This is a genomic window from Limosilactobacillus antri DSM 16041 (assembly GCF_000160835.1).
GTDB classification, from domain to species: Bacteria; Bacillota; Bacilli; order Lactobacillales; family Lactobacillaceae; genus Limosilactobacillus; species Limosilactobacillus antri.
Genome location: NZ_GG700735.1, coordinates 91084 through 112051, shown reverse-complemented (window position 1 = coordinate 112051; position 20968 = coordinate 91084). Strand labels below are relative to the sequence as shown.

13 protein-coding genes, 1 tRNA gene and 1 pseudogene are annotated in these 20968 nt (G+C 48.9%); 11 read left to right on the top strand and 4 right to left on the bottom strand.

Annotated features, from left to right (window positions below; genetic code table 11):
- Positions 1–5 precede the first annotated feature (5 nt).
- The 6 genes and pseudogenes from HMPREF0494_RS08660 to HMPREF0494_RS08640 all read left to right on the top strand — a co-directional run bounded on the left by HMPREF0494_RS08660 (position 6) and on the right by HMPREF0494_RS08640 (position 8925).
- Positions 6–78 (top strand) — tRNA-Thr (locus HMPREF0494_RS08660).
- A 452-nt stretch (positions 79–530) separates the two neighbouring features.
- Positions 531–665 (top strand): annotated as a pseudogene (locus tag HMPREF0494_RS11810) (YSIRK-type signal peptide-containing protein); the annotation flags it as partial.
- A 597-nt stretch (positions 666–1262) separates the two neighbouring features.
- On the top strand, positions 1263–3800 hold the full coding sequence (locus tag HMPREF0494_RS11050) for a mucin-binding protein (protein ID WP_225430236.1): 2538 nt from the start codon (positions 1263–1265) through the stop codon (positions 3798–3800).
- A gap of 344 nt (positions 3801–4144) precedes the next feature.
- Positions 4145–4435, top strand: coding sequence for a type II toxin-antitoxin system MqsR family toxin (locus HMPREF0494_RS08650; RefSeq protein WP_007124579.1), 291 nt, complete (start codon positions 4145–4147; stop codon positions 4433–4435).
- A gap of 14 nt (positions 4436–4449) precedes the next feature.
- Positions 4450–5373 (top strand): type II toxin-antitoxin system antitoxin SocA domain-containing protein, encoded by a 924-nt coding sequence (locus HMPREF0494_RS08645; RefSeq protein WP_007124578.1) that lies wholly within the window; start codon positions 4450–4452, stop codon positions 5371–5373.
- A 471-nt stretch (positions 5374–5844) separates the two neighbouring features.
- Positions 5845–8925, top strand: a complete 3081-nt coding sequence (locus tag HMPREF0494_RS08640; RefSeq protein ID WP_007124577.1) for a Rib/alpha-like domain-containing protein — start codon at positions 5845–5847, stop codon at positions 8923–8925.
- A gap of 77 nt (positions 8926–9002) precedes the next feature.
- Here HMPREF0494_RS08640 and HMPREF0494_RS08635 read toward each other — a convergent pair whose 3' ends face one another.
- The 3 genes from HMPREF0494_RS08635 to HMPREF0494_RS10825 form a co-directional block, all read right to left on the bottom strand.
- Positions 9003–9299, bottom strand: a complete 297-nt coding sequence (locus HMPREF0494_RS08635; protein ID WP_040459005.1) for a type II toxin-antitoxin system Phd/YefM family antitoxin — start codon at positions 9297–9299, stop codon at positions 9003–9005.
- A gap of 80 nt (positions 9300–9379) precedes the next feature.
- Complete coding sequence (locus HMPREF0494_RS08630) at positions 9380–10003, bottom strand: Fic/DOC family protein (protein ID WP_007124575.1); 624 nt, start codon at positions 10001–10003, stop codon at positions 9380–9382.
- A gap of 1 nt (position 10004) precedes the next feature.
- Positions 10005–10415: a helix-turn-helix domain-containing protein gene (locus HMPREF0494_RS10825; protein ID WP_007124574.1), complete on the bottom strand. Its 411-nt coding sequence runs from the start codon at positions 10413–10415 to the stop codon at positions 10005–10007.
- 286 nt (positions 10416–10701) lie between these two features.
- Here HMPREF0494_RS10825 and HMPREF0494_RS08620 point away from each other — a divergent pair, with 286 nt between their 5' ends.
- The 4 genes from HMPREF0494_RS08620 to HMPREF0494_RS08605 all read left to right on the top strand — a co-directional run bounded on the left by HMPREF0494_RS08620 (position 10702) and on the right by HMPREF0494_RS08605 (position 18583).
- On the top strand, positions 10702–10962 hold the full coding sequence (locus tag HMPREF0494_RS08620) for a type II toxin-antitoxin system RelB/DinJ family antitoxin (protein WP_040459000.1): 261 nt from the start codon (positions 10702–10704) through the stop codon (positions 10960–10962).
- A 668-nt stretch (positions 10963–11630) separates the two neighbouring features.
- Entirely contained in the window at positions 11631–12497 is an 867-nt protein-coding gene (locus HMPREF0494_RS08615) for a TrmH family RNA methyltransferase (protein ID WP_007124571.1), read from the top strand.
- Between the two features lie 146 nt (positions 12498–12643).
- Entirely contained in the window at positions 12644–16042 is a 3399-nt protein-coding gene (locus tag HMPREF0494_RS08610) for a YSIRK-type signal peptide-containing protein (protein WP_007124570.1), read from the top strand.
- Positions 16043–18583, top strand: coding sequence for a mucin-binding protein (locus HMPREF0494_RS08605; RefSeq protein ID WP_338034742.1), 2541 nt, complete (start codon positions 16043–16045; stop codon positions 18581–18583).
- Between the two features lie 345 nt (positions 18584–18928).
- On the opposite strand, the gene HMPREF0494_RS08600 is transcribed toward HMPREF0494_RS08605, so the two are convergent.
- Positions 18929–19552 carry a histidine phosphatase family protein gene (locus HMPREF0494_RS08600; protein ID WP_007124568.1) on the bottom strand — a complete coding sequence of 208 codons (624 nt, stop codon included), beginning with the start codon at positions 19550–19552 and terminating at the stop codon, positions 18929–18931.
- 299 nt (positions 19553–19851) lie between these two features.
- Between HMPREF0494_RS08600 and serC the strand changes: the two genes are divergently transcribed.
- Entirely contained in the window at positions 19852–20925 is a 1074-nt protein-coding gene (serC, locus tag HMPREF0494_RS08595) for a 3-phosphoserine/phosphohydroxythreonine transaminase (protein WP_007124567.1), read from the top strand.
- The last annotated feature ends 43 nt before the right edge of the window (positions 20926–20968 follow it).

Below are 20968 nucleotides of genomic sequence, written 5' to 3'. Positions count from 1 at the left end.
TTGATGCTGACTTAGCTCAGTTGGCAGAGCACGTCACTAGTAATGATGAGGTCGGAGGTTCGAATCCTCTAGTCAGCACTTAATAACAGTGAGAAGCCTGTATTAACAACGTTTAATGTTGCTAGTACAGGCTTTTTTGTGGTCCTTCGTCCAGAAGTACTAATAAGAAAATCGAATAAGTTTTGCTAAGCAACGAGTGTCTGAATCTTGGTAATTCTTCCAGTTAACGACAATGTAGAACTTCTATTTGGGGTTGTCCTTAATTAATCCCTCTGATAATGCTATTAGGTTTATTCTTAACAATGCCAATCATTATTGATTAAGGTTACTTTTTTGAACGGAATAGATAGTACATATTTATTCCGTTTAAAAGCTGATTCTAGATGTTGATTAAATAAATTTTAAACACATAGCAATATTACCAACTTTCACAAAAATAGAAAACGGTTTCATGCTATAAAAAATAAAATTTATAGAGTACAATAAAAGAGTAGTAACTTTAGCGACGATTTTGGGGAAGAAGGATATTTATGGTTTCAAAGAAAAATATTAAGAATAAGATGGTCGCTGATTCTCGTCGAATTCCACATTATGGAATTCGTAAGCTAAGTATCGGTGTTGCATCAGTTTTGCTGAGCACAACTCTATATTTTGGTATTAGTGCACATGCCGCAACGGTGTCGACTTCCACGGAACCGACATCATCAACGCAGGTAACTAATCAAAACCAAACACAACAGCTGACGATAAAGGGTGAGCGAACTAACTCAGAATCTTCTACAACGAATGCACAGCTGACAGAACAGCCACAGCCCACTGTTGTTGCGGTTTCAAACCAGAATGGGCAACAAGAAAACACCGGCATTGCACCCCGGTCTGTAACTAGGATTGACCCTAATAATTTGCCAGCGGGGTGGGCTTCAAACGGGTCTGACCAAGATATTAGGTATTATAACGTCTCCTATAATGCTTATAAATTAGCATATGAAAACGGGACGTTGCCACCACTTGCTAGTGGCCAGCCATCTTATCCTGATCCTTCAAGCCATGTGATTAAAGCAAGTGCAGGATTTATTGCTAATATGAACTATCCAGCAGCCTATCGGAACAAGGATAATTATCCTGAAACAATCAATGATACTAAAACGGGATATAAGTTTGTTGAGCTGACGGAATATGCTGATGGTACCTGTGAATGGGGAGTAGGTCCTGTTTTTCTAGATTCACCGGATGCTGATGATTATGTCCGAGACCATTCTGGAATGACAACAGTTGATCCGTTGCGAATTCCGACGATCCCGGCGTATACGACAACGGTTACTTTGGATGGTAACGTAGTTGCGACAACTAATCCTCAGGGACAAGCGACTGTTAAAAATGAATCTGTCTGGGAACAGATGAATGCACAACAGTATATTCCTTATGGCGACAGTGGCGTATCCACTCTTGATGTTACTTATACTCCGATAACAATCACTGTTACTCATGATCAACCGAAGACATCTACGGATCCCTTACCAGATAATCCCGAAAAGAAGTACCCTAATGGGCTTAGTCAGAATGATTTAAACCAGACAATCACCCGGACAATTAATATTCAGGCACCTGCTGGTCATCCGGCTATAACTCCGATTACGCAAACTGCCAGGATTTTCCGTGACGCTACAGTTAATGAAGCTACTGGAGAAGTCACTTATGGTGATTGGTCCACGGATAATACTGGCTGGAAAGAAGTCGTTGTGCCTAGTATCGCTGGTTATACGGCAAACCAAACGAAGATTGATGCAGTAACGGTTGGCAAAGATCAGACGAATCAAACAATTAATATTTCTTACAAGGCTAACCCACAGACTATGCAGATTATCTTCCAAGATGGTAACGGGCAGGTGCTTCGTTCTGATGAGGTTCACGGAGTAACGGATCAACAGGTTCCATACACAGGCCAGGTTCCAGTGGGTTGGAAATTAGCTGCTGGGCAGTCCGTTCCGCGGAGTGTGACGTTTGCAGCTGCTGGAAATCCAGATATTAAGATTACGGTGGAACATGCGACGATAACGGTTACACCAGCTGAACCTAAGACGCCAAGTGATACATTGCCAGATAATCCTGAAAAGAAGTACCCAAGCGGGGTCAGCGAGAGCGACCTGAACAAGACGGTTACACGGACGGTCACGATTGCGGAGCCCGGGAAGTCCCCAGCGACACAAACTCAAAGTATTACCTTTACCCGGACAGCAACCGTGGATGAAGTTACTGGCCAGGTGACCTATGGTGATTGGTCAGAAAATGGTCAACATGAGTTTGCAGCCATTACTGTGCCGCCAATCGCGGGCTATACCGCCAGTGGCGCGGTTCCAGCTGTAACGGTTACGCCAACAACGGATAGCTCTACGGTCAAGATCGCATACACCGCTAACCAGCAAAGTGGTCAAATTGTGTACAAGGATAGTGAAGGAAAGCAGATTGGTACGACAGCCCTGAGCGGCCGAACTGGCGACAGCGTGGCGATTACGCCGCAGGTGCCTGTTGGCTGGAAGATCAGTGCGGGACAACAGATTCCTGAGCGTGAAACGGCAACGGCTACTGGTTTTCCAGAAGTCGATGTGACGGTAGAACATGCCACAACGACAGTTATCCCAACTAATCCAAAGACACCAAGTGATTCTTTGCCGGATAATCCTGAAAAGAAGTACCCGAGCGGGGTCAGCGAGAGCGACCTGAATAAGACAGTTACGCGAACGATAACGATTACGGAACCAAACCAGGCGCCAACTACCCAAACACAAAAGGCCACCTTTACCCGGACAGCAACTGTCGATGAAGTCACCGGTAAGGTAACCTATGGCCAATGGTCCGAGAACGGTCAACACGAATTTGCGGTTGTTCCTGTGCCACCGGTAGCTGGTTATACCCCCAGTGGGGCGGTACCAGCTGAAACGGTTACTCCAGAGACGGCCAGTTCAACAGTTGATGTAACTTATCGGGCTAACGACCAGACAACCCACATTATTTATGAGGGAAAGGATGGTCAACCAGTCCACACTACGACAGTTAAGGGTAAAACGGACCAGACGGTGGATGTACCATCTGAAATACCTGATGGTTGGGTAACTATCCCTGACTACCAGGTGCCTAGTCAAATCACTTTTACTGGGGCGTCAACCGATAATGTTGTTGTGCCGATCAGCCACGGACACATCACCGTTCAGCCGGGTCAGTCAGTAGAACCGGGCAGTGTAATTCCGGGAACAACAGATAAACACTTCCCAGATGGCTTGACTCATAATGACCTGAATAAGACGCTCCACCGGACGATCGTTATTAACGAACCGAACGGACGTCGCCAAGTGATTCGGCAGACACTACACTTTAGCCGGACGGCAGATGTTGATACAGTTAACCAGCAAGTGACCTATGGGGATTGGCGACTGATACAAACTACTAACGATGGTTTTGATGAAGTGTTAATTCCGCAATTCGCTGGTTACCGCTCATCAGTTGATAAGCTACCGGCAGAGCAGGTTTCACCTGATGAAGTGGATAGTTGGCAGGACCAAACTATCAACGTTACCTACCAAGCGTTACCACAACAAACGTCATTGACAGGAGCTGTTTCGCAGCAGACCGTCATTGAGTCAGCGAGCGAACAACCTGTTAAACAGGCAACAAGGACACTGAATAATAATCAGTCAACCTTGCCGCAAACGGGTGATGCTCAGCAAAAGTTAGCAATTGTTGGCTTGTTAACATTGGGACTAGCCTTTCTTCTAAGCTTAGTGGATCACAAAAAACGTGACTAATCTTGATAAACACGGTTAGTTGAAATAAGGTCGGGCATTTCTGCGGGAGGCCTGACTTCTTTGGGGTCAAAGAACACATAAGCCTGTAATACCGGCGATTATCGTTGGAATTACGGGCTTTTTCGTTGTCTATGGCGTTGCTTTACAGGGGCGGATATTGGTGTATCCAGGATAATTGCGTGTTGAATTTAGAGAACTGAAATATCTTAATCATGCTCAGAGTATCTTGATCATTTTGCGAATTTTGATTAAGATACTTGCTTTTGCAATTGCTGCTACTAATTAGTAGTAAACACATTGCCAGCATGCTATAATAATAAAGCAATAATACTAGGAGGATTGTAATGGATGTTGGTGAAGCATTAGCAAGATTGAAATTTCTTGTGAATCATGATCGATTTTATATGGTTCAACGACAAAGTAGAATGGCAATGCCGGTTTCTGTAACTTTAGCTAAGGAAATTGTTAGACAGTTATCCATTAACGATTTTGTCAAACATGAACCTAATCGAAATAATCCATTACAATTTGTTTGGGTATTTAAGACTAGTGATGGGCAGACTTATTACATTAAGTTTGTATTTACTGAGAATAACCAAAAAGTGGTATTCATCAGTTTTCATCTTGATTATTAAAGGAGGAGGTTCATATGGCTTACCAAAAGAACTTTACAACCACTTATACCATCAATGGACATGAGTACACGGTAACAGCACCGGCTCTTTTTGACAGTAACACCAATGAACTGATTCCAGATAAGGAGCTGGATGATCAAGCTGCCGAAATAGCTCGTCAACAATATCGTGCTGAGATGGGATTACTGTCACCACAAGAGTTAAAGCAATACCGTGCTAAGGTGGGACTGTCCCAACGTAATTTAGCTGAATTAACTGGATTAAGTCCAAACACGATTGCACTTTACGAAGCTGGTGCATTCCCAACTAAAGCTAATAATAGACTGTTAAAATCACTCATTGCTAACGATGATGTGCTCCAACAATATATTGCTGATGAAAAGAATGATTACTCTGATGAGTTGGTTTCAAAGGTTAATTCTTATCTAAGTAATAATGATGGTATTGTTGAATCACAAAAGGAACAGCCTAAGTTTACGGCTGTACAGTTAGCAAATTGGCTCCGGGTTGAAAACTACTTTGAAAGAGATAGTAACTTAAATATTGACCCGTTAACGCAAATGAAGGTCATTAAACTGCTATACATTGCGTATGGGAGATTTTTAGTCGCAACCAGAAATAAATTATTTTCTTCAACAATTGTTCACTTTCAATATGGTCCATTAGTAACGGAAGTACATGATAAGTTTAATGGTCAGACTGTTCTGGATATTGATAAACCAGATAAAGAAGCGATGGATGACTATAGCCTAGTTTCACAAGATAGCGAGATTGTGGATCTTCTAAGTAAAGTGAATGAAGATTATATTAACTACAACGCTGCTCGACTAAGCAAGCAAACCCATCGGGCAGGTTCACCATGGGATTTAACTCCAGATCGAGAAGTAATTAAGGATCAGTTGATTTTTGATACGTTTAAGCGAGGAATAGAAGAATAGTTCTTACTTACAAAACAGCGCCTATAGGGCTTATAACCGATTAGAAGTCTACAAAGCAAGCCGTAAAAGCTTGTTATGTAGGCTTTTTTGTAAGCTTTAGGAGTAGTGCGAATGGTTCTGAAAAGTTGTGAATTACTATTTCAAACACAAGCAGCTACACAAATTTAAAACATATCCCGTGTGCTTATTAGGGAAAAAGGGAGCTGTTGATATATCAACAGTTTGGGGGCTAAAATCTTGTGTGATGTGTATGTTTGAACTCTAAAATCGTAAGTGGCTTGCTATCTTAGGCATTTTAAGAATAGTGACTGTAATGCTCTCTAAAGTTCAGTACCGCCGAAGCAGGGAATAACTCGTTACTGATTGTTCCTACCATGAAGCAATTGTTAGATCGCTGAAATCTCAACATTTTCACTGAATCCTCGCATATAATTGCGTTGATACATTATTCTGAGGGGAGTAGTTAATAAAATGTCACAACACATCAAGAATAACCACAAGTCACTCGCTTTAGCTGCCGCGGCAGCAGCCGTTACCACCGCCGGGATGGCGGCCACAACCGCCCATGCTGATACGACCGCTAGTCAACCAGCAACGAGTGCCACTACTGAAACTAATCAAACATCAACTAAGACTGCCCAAGAAGTCGCTCAAGACAACGCTCAGGCGGCCGGTCAAGCAATGTCTCAGGCCAAGGGCGAATTAGACACTGCCCAAAATGCTGCAACCTCTGCCGATAACGCTATCAGCTTGGCTCAACAGACGGTCAACAATGACCAAGCAGCCGTTTCGCAGGCCCAAGGCGACGTTGACGCAGCCCAAAAGGGTGTCGACAATGCTAAGACTCAAGAAGCAACCGCCCAGGCCAATGCGGACAAGGCAACGCCAGAAGCCATCGCAAAAGCTAGTCAGGCGCAAACTGACGCTCAGCAAGGCGTTGCGAACGCTCAAGCAGACGTCAATGCCGCCGCTAAGACGGCTACTGATGCCCAAACTGACTTACAAAACGCCCAGGAGCATGCTAGTCAAGCCGACAAGCAAGTCACCGCTGACCAAAACGCGGTTAACCAAGCCATGGACATCACTAGTGCCAAGCAAGCTTTAGACCAGGCTCAAGCGGCCGACAATCAAGCTCAAGCCGACGTTAAGTCAGCTAATGATGCAGTCGCTTCTAAGACCGACGCCGTAAATAACGCTCAAACCGCCGTTGATAACGCTACAAAGGCGGTCAATGACGCTCAGGCTGATGTTAACAGCAAGTCTGATGCTAATACCAAGGCCCAGTCTGCTTTAACTCAGGCTAACAACGACGTTAACGCCAAGCAGCAGGCATTAAACGACGCTCAGGCCAAACTCGATGCTGCTAAATCTCAGGCCAGTGCTGGTTCGATCACTGATCCTGCCAGCTGGGGCATTACTGTTACGGCCACTGCTGATGCCAAGGCTGCCGCTGCCCAGTGGAAGAACGGCGACCACAGCGATGGAGTTAAGCAACGAATGCAAAACGGTATCACCATTACTTATAACCCAACTGCTCAAGATAACAATACTATTCTTACTAATACGTCAAATATGAGTTCCATCCACGGAGTTTTGACCCGACTTCAAAATGCTAATGATGACCTGACGATTCAGATCAACGAATTCATCGCCGCCCTGGTTAACGGTGTTCACCAACAACTGGGCTTTGACAACATTGCGGTTCCTAACAAGAGCGCTATTGAATATGCTATTAAACAGGCCATGAACACTAACGACAGTAGCAATCCAGCCAACATGGCAAACTTCCATGCGGACTTCCACTTAACAGACTTAATAGAAGCTAACACCAACTTTAGCAAGGACGGTTTTTATGCTACTAATCAAGCCGGACATCTGCTCAATCTCGGAAACTTAAAGAACCTTGCTGCCCAAGTTCTATTAACTAACGGTGCTATCAACCCAGGTAATTCATGGAACTTAAAGTACACTTATGCCGATGGTCTAATCTTAGGAACTGAAGACCCTAACCAAGACAACAACGACCTCTTCGGTTTTGCCATGACTAACTTCTTTGGCAAAGCCAATGAAGAAGGTGCCAACTACGCCATTCTTTCTAGCGGTTGGCCTAGTGATGATGTCTTAAACAGCACCAACTACGGCCTCAGCAAGTCTAGTGCTACTGACACTACTGCCCTCCAGACGGCGGTCAACAATGCCCAAATCGCACTCAACCAGGCTAAGTCTGCACAAACATCCGCAAAGACTAATGCTGATAATGCCGCTTCTGCTCTTGCCAGTGCTCAGGCAAAGCTCAGTCAGGCTCAATCAGCTGCCAAGTCCGCTCAAACAAGCCTTGATGACGCTAAGACGGCCCTCGCCCAAGCTAAGCAGAGCCTCGCGGACGCTCAGGCTAAAGCTTCGCAGACTGAAGCGGATCTCTCGGTAGCGCAATCGGCTTACGCTCAGTCACAACAAGACGTTGCCGCAAAGCAAAAGGCTCTGGCAGACGCTAAGGCAAAGTTAGCCGACGATACTGCTAAGGCTAAGTCAGCCCATGACGATGTCACCGCCAAGACGGCCGCCTTGACACAAGCTCAAGCCGACTTAAAGGCTAAGCAAGACGCCTTAACCAAGGTACAAGCCAAGGCCAAGTCTGCTGAAACGGCGCTTTACAACTTGCAAAACGCTAAGACACTGCTTGACCAAGCTAAGGCTAACACGAAGAAGGCCGAAGATCTGCTAGCAGAAAAGACTGACGCTTTAAACAGTGCCAAGGCCAAGCTGGCTAAGTCCCAAGCAAGTCTTGAATCAGCTAGGGCCAACGCTAAGAAGGCTCACGACACCCTTGATGCGGCCACTGCTAACTACAATGCCAAGAAGGCTGCCTATGATGATGCCGTCGCTCACTTGATTTCTGACGCTCAACAGTACGGCGACAGTGTCAAGTTGGCTAATGACAGCTTCACGATTAAGGAAGGCGACGCTCTGCCAGACTTGAAGCTGGCTAACAGTTTCGCCAAGCACTGTGAAAACAGTGAAATCACTAATATGTTCATGAACCTCGCGGCACTTCCTGGTGATACGCTTCCTGAAGGTACAACTATTTCTTGGAAGGACAGCGCTAAGGCTCAACGTGATGCTAACACGGCTGGCGATTACGTCGAAGATGTTCTAATCACCTTCCCTGATGGATCAACAGTAACTAAACAAGTAACGCTCCACGCGACGTACAACCCTGAACTCCACAAGACTAGCAGTACTATCACAGGTCTGCCTAACGGTGCCAAGATTGTTAATGGTCAAGTCGTGGACGCCAATGGTCATGTCTTGCCAGGCTACACAGTGGTCAATGGTCAGATCGTGAAGACTAATAATGAAGTTAATGGTGGAATCAACGGTGACGGTTTAACAACCGGCTCCATGGTTAACACTAGCTTAAAACGTTCTGACCTCAATAATGGCAAGCTCCCTCAAACCAGCGATGCCAACCAAGCTGGTCTAGTGGGATTGGGTGTAGTGACGATGCTGGGAATGTTTGGCCTGGCTGGTATTCGGCGTAAGCAAAACTAAGCTATTTAGATAACTCCCCCCCCTAAAAAATAAGACCCGTCGTAATTGACGGGTCTTTTTGTATGGTGAGAATTGAATTATTTTAATTTATCCTTTGGCTTGAAACTGTTCCAGTAGTCGGCAGCAGGTTCAACAACTGGATCGTCAGGGAGAACGTGCATATTAATCAGCTTGTCGCGCGCAACAGTGTATTCCAATGAATCTTCCTTTGCAGGAACCGCTTCAAGTAGAGTGTTAAGCTGATCCTGGGAAATAACAGCGGCAGCCCGTTGGTTAGGCCGCGTTACTAAGACGGTTTGATTTCCGTCGGTAACTCGATCTAGGTAGTCGTTAAGGTGATTATAAAAGTCACTCTGAGTGGTTGCAATTGGCACATTAAATTTTTCCATAATCAAAATTTCTCTCTGTTCTTTAATCATGGAACTAAAAAGGCTTGGCACATCGAAAGTGGTCCCTAATGCTCCTCCTTTTGAATATCCAATAGGCACTTTCTGGCGGCCTGCTGAAAAGCCGCTTGCCGGTCGTCAATCTCGGTGACTTTGATAAACTTCTCGAGTTTTGCCAGGTCGGATTGGTTTAAGGCCGTGATCACTTCATGATCTTGCCGGTTGTAATCAATGCATTGGCGGTGATTGGTGGCGAGTAGTTGAATAAATAAGCGGGTGGTTCGCCCGTTGCCTTCCCTAAAGGGGTGGAGGTAATTAAGCGAATCCAGAAGCTGAGCATATTGCTTAACGGTTGGCTTAGCGGTAGTTTTAATTGTGTCTAACTGGCGGGTAATATTAGTAACGGCCGTGTCAAACGCCGTGGGTGGCATGAAGTCAGTGCCGCCCTTGGCGAGGTAGTAATTGCGAAATTGGCCCGCCCAGTCATAAATACCACTAAACAGGAAGCGGTGGATTTTCGCAAAATCGTCGATCCCTTTAATAACGTATCCATGCTCCAACAGCCAGACGGCGTTATGAGCCGTGGTTCGGTATTCAACCGTCCTTAATTCACCGGTATCTTGTAAGTTAAGCTTATTGCGGAGGGTGCCGTTGGGGTAAAGAAACCGGGCTTTCAGTTCTTCATCGGTCATATCAGTCACCAAAGATGTCTTTGAACTTTTGGCCTAGCTCCGGATGGCTGGTTTCAGCAAAGGCTTTTAACTCTTCAATGTCGGCGCGGGAAGGTTGCCAGCCCTCCATGACGTTACTTTTGACGGTGAACTTAATGTTTTGATAGGTCGCTTGGTCAGCAATTTTAACGCCCTGGATGGTTTGTGCCTGGTCGTCGATTGTTAATGAGTATTGGTCCCCTTGCAGGAGGTGCAGCAACTTTTCGGGCGATTCGTTAATGGCCGTGGCGACCCCGTTGAGGATCCGGATCGTCCAGGTATTAATGGGGCGTTTGAAGGCGTTGCTGAGCGTTGTTTTGCTAATTCCTGATTTTTCTGAAATATTGGTGATGTTGGTATCGTAGTTAGCCATTACTTCGTTAACACTCGTCATTGTGAATCAACTCCTCGATAATGTTCTTGGTACTATTATACCAAATTTGGTACAAGTAGTGCTAAATTATGGAAAATGCTTTTAACACAAAATCTTAACACGTTTAAGGTGAAATCCCTTTACATCAAGGGCTGAGCTACTCTAAAAAGCGACTTTAAGAACACATAAGCCTGTAATACCAGCGGACTTCAAAAGCGAATCCTGGTATACTAATGTAGCGACATACCAAGCTTTTTTATTTGAATTTGTGTGTCATATGTCATGCAATATTGACGAGGTGATAAGCATGGATGCAAGAGTAGATAGTAGAGTCCCAGTTGATGTTAAAGAAAAAGCAAGCAAGGAATTAGCCGCACACGGTTTGTCCATTTCAAGTTTTATCCGAATGATGTTATCGTCAGTTGCTAACGACGGGCTCCCTAAGTATTGGGGAATCCCAAATGCCGAAACAATGTCATCAATTGATGAAGCTATTGATGATATGAAAAAATCTCACTTAAAGAGTGCCTCTTCTTATGATGAATTGGCGAAGCTATTAAATGAGTAAGGTGGATTCCTACAGGCAGATTTAAAAAGCAGCGTAAAAAGGTAAAAAAGAATCCACGCTGGCATAATATTTTCTATGGTGAGGTACCATTTGAAAATGACCACCGTTCACCTTGGAGATATGTTATTGAATGCTTTTTAAATGACCAAACAATACCCGATTATTTTTATGAGCATCCAATTACGTTAACGAAACAGCAACGTCAGGAAATAAGAAATAGATTTGGCGATTTGACTGACCTTAAAATCAGAGGATTAGATTTACATTTTGATGGTCACAATGGAGATCATTTACTCCTTTATATTCGAACAAATAAAAATACAGTTTATTTGACAGGAATTGGTACTCATTCGGATCTTTTTTAACTTGCTAAGCTACACCTAGATACTACAATCGGGGACTAATTCTCAATAATTTAAGATATAAGGTATTGTATCGGCAGAGACAATTGGTGCCGGGCTTCAAAAAGCGAAGCCTGGTACTTTTTTATATTTGCGCTCGCGGGGCGTGAAAACGAAGTCTTAAATGACTTTTGTCACAGCCCCTTTTTCGTAGCCAAACCCAGCTGGCTTTAACTTCCCTAATGGTTAGCTAAGCCCGGCTAGATATTCTATAATATCAATAAATCTTAGAGAGCAAGTCCTCTCAAGCAAAAAGGGAACTTCAGTATGCGTAACTTAATTTTTCTCACAGACCTCGCCAGCCCCGATTTGGACCCGTACGTGCGGCTCAATGAGGCCCAGCTTTTTCATGCCCGGGGCCCGCAGCCCGGCCTCTTCATCGCGGAAAGTCCGAAGGTCATTGAACGGGCCTTGCGCGCCGGCTACCGCCCGGCTTCTCTTCTAATGGAAGAAAAGGTCTTAGCTCGCGACCTGGCCGACCTCGACCATGAAATGGCGGCCAACCAAACCGCGGGCTTAGGGCAAACACCTATTTACGTCGTCAACAACCAGCTGATCAGCCAGCTAGCTGGCTACAACCTTCTCCGCGGGGCCCTCGCCGCAATGTACCGGGTGCCGCGCCCGGACCTCAACCACTTCTTGGCAACGCTGCCGGCGGCTCACCCACGGATCGCCGTCCTTGAACGGATCGTTAACCCCGCAAACGTGGGGGCCATCTTTCGTTCGGCCGCCGCACTCGGTATCGACGGGATCATCGTAACCAGCGACTCCGCCGACCCGCTTTACCGGCGCTCCTCGCGCGTCGCAATGGGGACCGTCTTTCAAGTGCCGTGGACCTACATCGACGCCCACACCTGGCAAACCGCCGGAGTCCGCCTGCTTCACCGTTTAGGTTACCAAACGGCCGCCATGGCCCTGCGCCACAACACCGTTAGAATTGACGACCCGCAGCTGGCGCAGGTGGATAAGCTGGCCATTATCCTTGGCTCGGAAGGCCCGGGCCTCGCAGAGCAGACGATTGCCCAGAGTGATTTTACAATTAAAATTCCCATGGCTGCGGGGGTCGATTCTTTGAACGTCGCCGCAGCCTCGGCCCTGGCTTTTTGGGAACTAGGAAACCGGGAAAACAACTAGCCGTCAGGCGCCCCTTGGCTTTGCCCAGCCGCAAGTGACCAGCAGATCCGGAGAAAAGGGTGCTGGGGCGTCATTTTTGTGCAATAATAGCTTGTAAAAGCCGCTGTTTTGATGGATAAAGCAAAGAAAGAATGTAGTGATTAATTATGGTTAGGAATAAGTTGTCCCAAAATACGAAACAAGTCCCGCACTATGGCTTACGCAAACTTTCCATCGGTGTTACGTCAGTATTCTTGTCGACACTGGTTTACTTGGAAGGCCCCACCAGCGTTCACGCCGCCACACCAGTTAAGTCTGCGGCGGCCACGGTAGAACCAGCCGCGGCCTCCTCGCCAAGCAATCAAGTCACGCTTAAGACGGGGCAGGCAACGAGCACTGCGGACCCGGCGGCCGCTAATTTGGCGTCCCAACTGAATGCGGCGACGGGTCTAGCGGAAGAAACCAACAGGGCGGATTCCCCGGCTAAGGCCGCTGCCGTGATTGAAGTCCCGGCAAACCAGGATGGCAATGCTAACCAGCAAGAAGTGGGCAGCGGAAAGCCGCAAGCGGTCAAACTGGCTGATGGTGACCAAGCCCAGGTTACGCTTACCAACGACCAGCTCGATGCCGCTAATGCCGATACAACCCTCTCGTTTAGCACCAACAATTACCAGTCTGGGGACCGGTACCAGATTTATATTCCCAAGGGCGGCATTTCCCTTACTAATTCGGACATCAAGAGCCTCCCGACTGCCATCGGGACCACCAGCTTTGACAGCGCGGCTCCTGACTATTACGTGATCACCGATGACTTTATTAACAGCGGTAACCTCCGGCAAAATATTACGCTCCACTTATCCAACATTGTTGCGGGGCTGGCCAATGCCGGTTCGTATGAAAAGATCATCAACCATGCTTACGTCACGAAAAATGGCACCAAGATTGGCAGCTTTACGATTAAGACGATTGGGAAACCGTTTAGCTTTTCGGAAACGGGCAGCTACCCGCTTGAAAACGTTAATAATGGTGAGATCGGCGTGGACTTAGTTACAGCGATGAGCCCTAGTGCAGCCGACGTCGCGACCACCAATGATAACTTAAACCACCTGACCCTGCTTTACCATGATTTGCCAAAATACTACCAGCCAACGGAAATTGCCTTCAAGGTCACCGTAAACAACGAGACTAGGGTGCTTGCGCAGTTTGACGTTACCGCTGCGATGATTACGAACAACACCTTAACCCTGGACCTCCCCGTCAGCAGCACTTCCCCGTTGCGGGCCCTCCTTTCCAACGGGCAGTCAGTGAATATCTACCTAACCGGTCGCTATAACGTTCCTGACCAGGCCTTCGCCAATGGTGCTTATAATACGGTCCTCCACCACCCGACGATTACCCTGACCGACCAGAATAATTACTCCATCACCCAAAACGCGGGTTCGCTTAACCAAACGGTCCTCGGCATTAAGGGCCTTTTTAACCTGGGCAATTTGGTCAAGATTACCCAGGGCTACACCGCTGACTATGTTAACAAAGATGAAGGAGTACCGGCGGGAACAGTTACCGTCAACAAGGAGCGGACGAACACGGGGTCCGGCTTCCAGACCACGTTCACGCCGATCTCCAACATCCCGGTCGACAACCTGGTGATTTCGCTGCAAATTCCGGACGGGATTAACGTCCATTCCCTGGCGATGTCGAGCAATAACCAGGGGATTAAGGACTTGGACCCGAGTTATGGTATCCGGATCACCTACACCGACGGCTCTACGGAATGGATCAAGTCCATCCCGGCCATGGGCCAAATTACCGGGCAAACGGCGAAGGCCATTCGTTCCGTTTCGGTTAAGTATGCTCATTACAGCTATGATGATGATCTTAGTTTTAGTATGAGCCATGGGACCAACTTTGCGCTGGCTAAAGCTTATCCTAACGGTGATGCGGTTAGGAGCGGGGACCTGCTAGTCCTGAAAACGGCATTTCAGGCTGACGACCTGCAGCCGACCCTGGTCGATTCTGCTTACGACCGGTTAACCACTTACAAAGAAAATGACCAGTCCGGAATCTATATGGCTGAGATTCTTGGCCAGGCCCAGCAAAATCCTGGTGCCATGAACGCCGGAAACATCACCTATGAAGCGGCTGCTTCAGCATATGGCTTGCCGCGGCTGGCCCACCCGATTATGTACATTCAAGTGCCGGACAATGCAATCTGGGACCAAAGCCAACCGCTGGAAATTAAGACCGGGCTGACCGCTACGTGGGGTAACCCAGATTCGGAACAGTTAATTCCGAAGAGCGTTACGACATTTTCCGTCAACGGGCATACCTTCTTAAAAGTGGACCTCTCTAATTATCCCGAAGTTAAGCAGGGCTTTTCGGTTATTGTTCACTACAATAACGGGCTTGACTACCTGACTTCAACCAAGCATTCCCCGTTTATGGTGGTGGCGGACAACTTGAACCAAAACGTTAGCAATGTTAACCACCCGATAGCGGCCCACCTTGAAGCCCGAGACCAGGCCACTTTTGAAGCCCTAATGCAGGAAGAACAAATTAACGTCCAAACGGCTTCCTACAACAACGGCGATGATGCGTATGGCCGTTCAAGCTGGACGATTAACACGGCAGATGGTACCAGCTCGGAAACGATGACCCAGGGCAACACTTACAGCACCCCTAGTCTGACGGCGGTCCAAAGGGTTGATGGAACCGACCCCACCCACTTTAGGGTCTATGGCTCACTGATTAACGCCGATCCAGATACGAAGATTGACAACGCCACCCAGGTAATCAACCTGCCGAGCACCAACGATGGCAAGAGCCAGTTCACGCCAGTACTGACCGGCCCGGTAACCCTCACCGATCCGAATACCGTAACGGATTTGTCCAATCTGGCGACGATTACCTATTACACCGACCGTGCGGACCTCGACAAGGGTGCCGCTAGTCTGGCCGGTAAGACCGGACTGACTGCCGACCAGGTTACCGACTGGAGCCAGATTAAAGCGGTTAAGGTGGTCTTCACTTCCCAGCTCGACCGGCCGCTCACGGCGCGGGTAACAATGAACATGGTCGACAACCACATCTACGACCACGTCGGCAAAATAATTTACGCCTCGAGCGTTATTTACAGCACCGATCCCAAACAGGGGGAAGCCTTGCCCAAAGTGGTAATCCATCCTGGGGACCGGGCGTCGGCCAAGTTAACCGTTACCGGCAAGTCGGCAATCAAGACCCTCGTTCACTATGTCGATGCCGCTGGCGGGGAGCATTACGTCGCGCTGCCGGACAAGACGGTTACTTACAATGATGGCACGGACACCATGAAGCGCGCCGACTTTATGACCGGTGCTGGTGACCTGACGACCAACGACCACCTGCTGCTGCCTGAACACATGGTCTTGGATTATGCACACCCGACGATTAAAAATTCCACTGCGGCCTATGCAGCGGGCTACCCTAACGGTACCGCTGAATTTGGGCAGCCGGTCCAGTACGATTTTGACGGGGATGCGGTTGTCTTTGAGGGGAAGGTGGCCAAGCAGGTTACCCAAAACCACTAGATCACGGAGACGATCCACTACGTCAAGGCCGATGGATCCCCAGCCAGCGCTGATGTGGTGCAGAAGTCACGGAGCTTCCTGAGCACTGGCTATCAGAACCCGTTCACTGGCGAGATTAGCTGGTCCGAAACGGGGGAAACGGACACGTTACCTGCAGTTCCGACGCCCGCCATTACTGGCTACACCCCGGATCAAACTTCGGTTGCGGCCGTGACCGTCAGCACCGCCAGCCCTGACATCGTCAAAACGGTTACCTACACGCCGAATAATGAAGCCGGGAAGGTCCAGTACATTGACGATTCCGATAACGGCAAGGTCTTGCGGGAAATCGGCCTGCAGGGCAAATTTAGCGAGGATTCTGGCTACAATACTAAGGACGCTCTCGCAAGGTATTACCAATTAGGCTATGACCTGGTTTCCGATTCGACCAATGGGCATAACATTGTCTTCAATACCGGTGATAACTTCTACAAGGTACACTTAAAGTTTGTCGGCCACCGGGTTAGCGTAAAGATCATCGACGATAGCACGGGGGAAACGCTTAATGACTCGTTCAACGTTACGGGACGGGTTGGCGCGCGCCTTTCTGCTGACCAGTTAAGTAATCCCGTTAATGATGAGCTGGCACAGCTGACCAAGGTTTGGTATGACTACAATGGCAACGAGCATACTGACGGGAAGTATGCACCCTTCCAACTGGTAAGCAATGGCTTCACCGGCTTTGACGGGAAGATTGCTGAACGTGACCTGGCCTTTGAGATTCACGTTCGAGACAATATCATTCACGAAAACCTTGACATTCCGATTGCGCTACCGCCAATTGTCCAAGTGGACCCCGCCTATGCAGACCAGCTGGCTCAAGCTTATACCAAGGGGATCACCAATCCGCAAAGCGATCCTAACCACCAGGAATTGGTTGAGCACGCACACCTGCTTTACGGGACCCTAGTTCCAAACAGTGATGGGCAAGTGGACCCGCTTTACCCGCACTATAACTATGCTAGCAACATCAGTTATAACTTAGACGGGACCCTGACTGCTTACCAGGGTGAGAGTACTGATCAACTGCTGTCTCAAGTTCAAGGCCTCCAAAAGGCCAACCACTTAAACGTAAAGCTGACGTTTGATTTTAACCTTGCGGAAAATCAGCATGGTGGCACAAACGGCATTTCCCATGCCAAACTTTCCTTTGGCAACTATCAGGGATTTGATACTACCGGTTATCATGATTTGAAGATGTTGGTGCAGGACCCAAGTAATCGCTCGTATAAGTGGATTTCCTTGGCAAACCCGACGGTGCTCCAGGCAAACATGAGTGCTGAAGACTACGTTAAGAGTATCATTGACCAGTCGGCCCAGTCTTCCATTCCCAGCGTTGACGGTATTTTCTTTTCTCCCATGTCGAATGGTATCCAGGTCTACTACACGCCGAATTATCGCTCCGGGTACGGGACCATGATTCCCGGGACAACCATTGCGCAGCAGCAATACCAGCAATCTATGCAAGACGGCACGACACCGTATATGCCGCAAAATGACGTTGGCTACCCGATCACTTACATTACGATGGTTCCCGATACTGAAGAGGCCACGATTAGCTATATCGATGACACGACCGGTGCAACCTTAGCAACGGATCAGGCCCACGGGGACTATCACTCGGTTATCAGCTTTGCAACTGATCCGGAGGCCAGGGTTAGCGGCTACCAGGCCCAGAACTATGAACTCGTTTCTAATAACTTCGCCGCGGGGACTAAGTACGGACTGACCAACCGCTTTGAAGTTCATTTAAAGCACCGGACCAGTTCCGCCAATGAATCCCGAACGGTCACGGAAACTGTCCACTACCAATATGCTGATGGCACGACGGCAAAGCCCGACCAGGTCCAGACCGTGACCTTTACCCGCACCAAGCTCCACGACCTCGTGACGAATACGGATATGGGCGCCTGGTCACAAGACGGTCAGCACACCTTTGCGGAAGTGGCTAGTCCGGACATCGCTGGTTATCTTCCAGACCAACCGCGGATTGCGCCGGTGGCGGTCACCCCGGACAGTGACAACCTCACCAGGACGGTGGTTTACCAGCCGGTTGATGAGCACAACACCATCAAGTTTGTTGACGACGGCAACAACCAGCGCCAAGTGGGACCGGTAATTACCATTAGCGGCAAGACCGGGACCAGTATTGAGCTGCGGCTCGCCGTTCCAGCTGGTTATGTGCTGGCACCCGGCCAAACGCTGCCGACTGCCTATACCTTCACGGCCCAAAATAAGCCGATTATCATTCACCTGGTGAAGAAACCGGTAATTACACCGGGCCAGCCGGGGAACGATGCTTCCACGCTGAATCCGGGCCGCCCAACGCTCCCGAATAATGCCCTGGCGACACCCGCCCCGGCACAGGGGGACCGGCAGACAGCTAGTGACAAGACGCTGCCGCAAACCGGTGCTGCCAATAGCGGTGCTGCAATCAGCTTAGGAGTTGCCAGCCTGCTCGGGATGCTCGGCCTAGCCGGCTTGAGCAAGAAGCGGGGATAGGCTGGGGCGAGAACCCAACCGCACTTGGCTGGCGGCACCCGCCCGGCGCAGCTCACGGCTCGTCGGACCCCAAAATGGAACGAGGCTGGGAGAAAAACTATGTTTTCTCACCAGCCTTATGTTAGTTCTTAACTATTACAAAGATAACGTGGAAAATAACCACAAGGCTAGTGTCTAACTACGAACGCTAGCCGGCCCGTACCGTGCCAACTATCGTTCTAGGTTATCCATACGCCTTGTCGAGGAGGTTATTTCCCACTCTCTCAAGATACAATGCGACCCCCAGGGCTCGGTAACGCCGAACCCTGGGGGTCAGTTGGTTTCGAGGGCTTGCACTCAAGCAGCCTAAAACTGACTGTCGATAACCCGGTTGTAGTAAATTAAATGCTGTGCGCCGGTCTGCGGCTCAACCACGATCTTCGTGACGCTGCAATTGGCCGGCTCGAGCAGGGCGAGCCCCTGCGCACCGGTGGTGTTGGCGGCAAATGAACGGACGGTAAAGCCATGGGTTACCACGAGGACCCGGTCGTGCGGCTGCCGTTTGACAACCGCTGCCGTAAAGTCGCGGACCCGCTCTTCCACGTCCGTGAAGCGCTCGCCATGAGCAGTGGCGGCATAGTTGGGCCGCACGTCGTTAATCAGGGGGTAAAAAAGGTCGGGGTATGCCTGCATCAGTTTAGCGTTCGACTGCCCGTCCCAGTCCCCGTAAGAGATTTCCAGGAGCCGCTCGTCAACCGTTACCGGCAGCCTCAGCGCGGCGTTGACAATTTCCGCGGTCTGTCTGGTGCGGTGGAGGGGAGAAACGTAAAGGGCGGTTAAATTAGCGGGATGAAAGTGGCGGGCGAGCGCCAGCGCCTGCTGTTTCCCGCGTGCGGAAAGGTAGGTGCGCTCATCGTTAATTGTGCCCTGCTTTAGTCCCAATGCGTTCGCCGTGGTTTGCCCGTGGCGGATAAGATAGAATTCGGTCATTGCTGGATCCTCCTTTAGCGTTAAATTTATTATAGCAAATCATTGACAATAAATTAAAAATAGATTAAAATATGAATATCGATTTAATAATCCATGAGATCGGAGGAAGAATTATGCAATTACTAGTTCCATTTACCGCATTATCATCCTCACAGTCTTCTATCAGTTAGAAGGCTGGTCTTTTGGGTTGGCCTTCACTAATGATTGTGAGGGCGATCAAACCGTTGAAAGTAAACAAGTGCCCTCACTTACCATAGTGGGGGCTTTTCTTTTTGGCAAAAAATGAGGAGGCAGTGTCAATGACAGTATATAACTACGCCGCTGGCCCGGCAGTTTTACCGCGGCCGGTGCTCAAACAGGTCCAGGCCGAGCTTCTGGATTATCGGGGCAGTCACCAGAGTATTTTAGAGATTTCTCACCGGTCACCCCTGTTTAACGACATTTATGCGGCGGCTAAGGAGCGGGTCTTGAAGCTCCTAAAGCTTGATAACCGCTACGACGTGCTCTTTCTCCAGGGCGGCGGCACGCTGCAATTTACCATGGTGCCCTTAAATCTGGCAACCAAGTACCACCGGGCGGCGTATGCCAATACCGGCCACTGGGCGGCCCGGGCACTGGAGGAGGCCCGCAAAATTCCCCACCTCCAGGCCGACCAGGTGACTGACGCCGGTCCGGATTTCACCACCATCCCCGCGGTGCCGCAGCTGCCCGCCGGCAAGTATGACTACCTCCACATCACCGCTAATAACACGATCTACGGGACCAGCTACCACCACTTGCCAGCGACCACGGTGCCGTTAGTTGGGGACCTCTCCTCGAACTTCCTGGGGCAGGAGTACCAGTTTGACCGCTTTGCGTTGCTCTATGCCGGTGCCCAGAAGAACCTGGCCCCCGCTGGCCTGACGATTGTGGTTGCCCAACGCCAGCTGCTGGCGGCCGATCAGGGCCTCCCCAGCATGTTGAACTACGCGGCCCTGGCCCGCAAGGCATCGACCCTGAACACGCCGCCGGTCTTTCAAATTTACGTTGCCAAGCTCGTACTGGGCTGGCTGGAGGAACAAGGCGGCGTTCAGGCAATAGCGGCCGCAAACCAGCGCAAAGCGGCCCTGATCTATGATTTCTTAGACAATTCACGGCTATTTACGAATAAGGTCGCCCGGACGGCCCGGTCATTTACCAACATCCCGTTTACAACCGGCACTCCGGAACTGGACCAGCGCTTCATTGCGGAGGCTCGGCAGGCGGGCTTGCTGAACTTAGCGGGGCACCGCTTAGTTGGCGGGATGCGGGCAAGCCTTTACAATGCGATGCCGTACGAAGGGGCAGTAGCCCTCCGCGACTTTATGGCGAAGTTTGAAAAAGAAAACCAGTAGGAGGGTGACGACTATGTTCAATGTTAAAACCTATAATGCGATT

What these genes read in the sequence shown, in the direction of transcription:
- HMPREF0494_RS11050 (WP_225430236.1), top strand. Translation starts at nt 1,263, where the DNA reads ATGACAACAGTTGATCCGTTGCGAATTCCGACGATCCCGGCGTATACG.
- HMPREF0494_RS08650 (WP_007124579.1), top strand. Translation starts at nt 4,145, where the DNA reads ATGGATGTTGGTGAAGCATTAGCAAGATTGAAATTTCTTGTGAATCAT.
- HMPREF0494_RS08645 (WP_007124578.1), top strand. Translation starts at nt 4,450, where the DNA reads ATGGCTTACCAAAAGAACTTTACAACCACTTATACCATCAATGGACAT.
- HMPREF0494_RS08640 (WP_007124577.1), top strand. Translation starts at nt 5,845, where the DNA reads ATGTCACAACACATCAAGAATAACCACAAGTCACTCGCTTTAGCTGCC.
- HMPREF0494_RS08630 (WP_007124575.1), bottom strand. Translation starts at nt 10,003, where the DNA reads ATGACCGATGAAGAACTGAAAGCCCGGTTTCTTTACCCCAACGGCACC.
- HMPREF0494_RS10825 (WP_007124574.1), bottom strand. Translation starts at nt 10,415, where the DNA reads ATGACGAGTGTTAACGAAGTAATGGCTAACTACGATACCAACATCACC.
- HMPREF0494_RS08620 (WP_040459000.1), top strand. Translation starts at nt 10,702, where the DNA reads ATGGATGCAAGAGTAGATAGTAGAGTCCCAGTTGATGTTAAAGAAAAA.
- HMPREF0494_RS08615 (WP_007124571.1), top strand. Translation starts at nt 11,631, where the DNA reads ATGCGTAACTTAATTTTTCTCACAGACCTCGCCAGCCCCGATTTGGAC.
- HMPREF0494_RS08610 (WP_007124570.1), top strand. Translation starts at nt 12,644, where the DNA reads ATGGTTAGGAATAAGTTGTCCCAAAATACGAAACAAGTCCCGCACTAT.
- HMPREF0494_RS08600 (WP_007124568.1), bottom strand. Translation starts at nt 19,552, where the DNA reads ATGACCGAATTCTATCTTATCCGCCACGGGCAAACCACGGCGAACGCA.
- serC (WP_007124567.1), top strand. Translation starts at nt 19,852, where the DNA reads ATGACAGTATATAACTACGCCGCTGGCCCGGCAGTTTTACCGCGGCCG.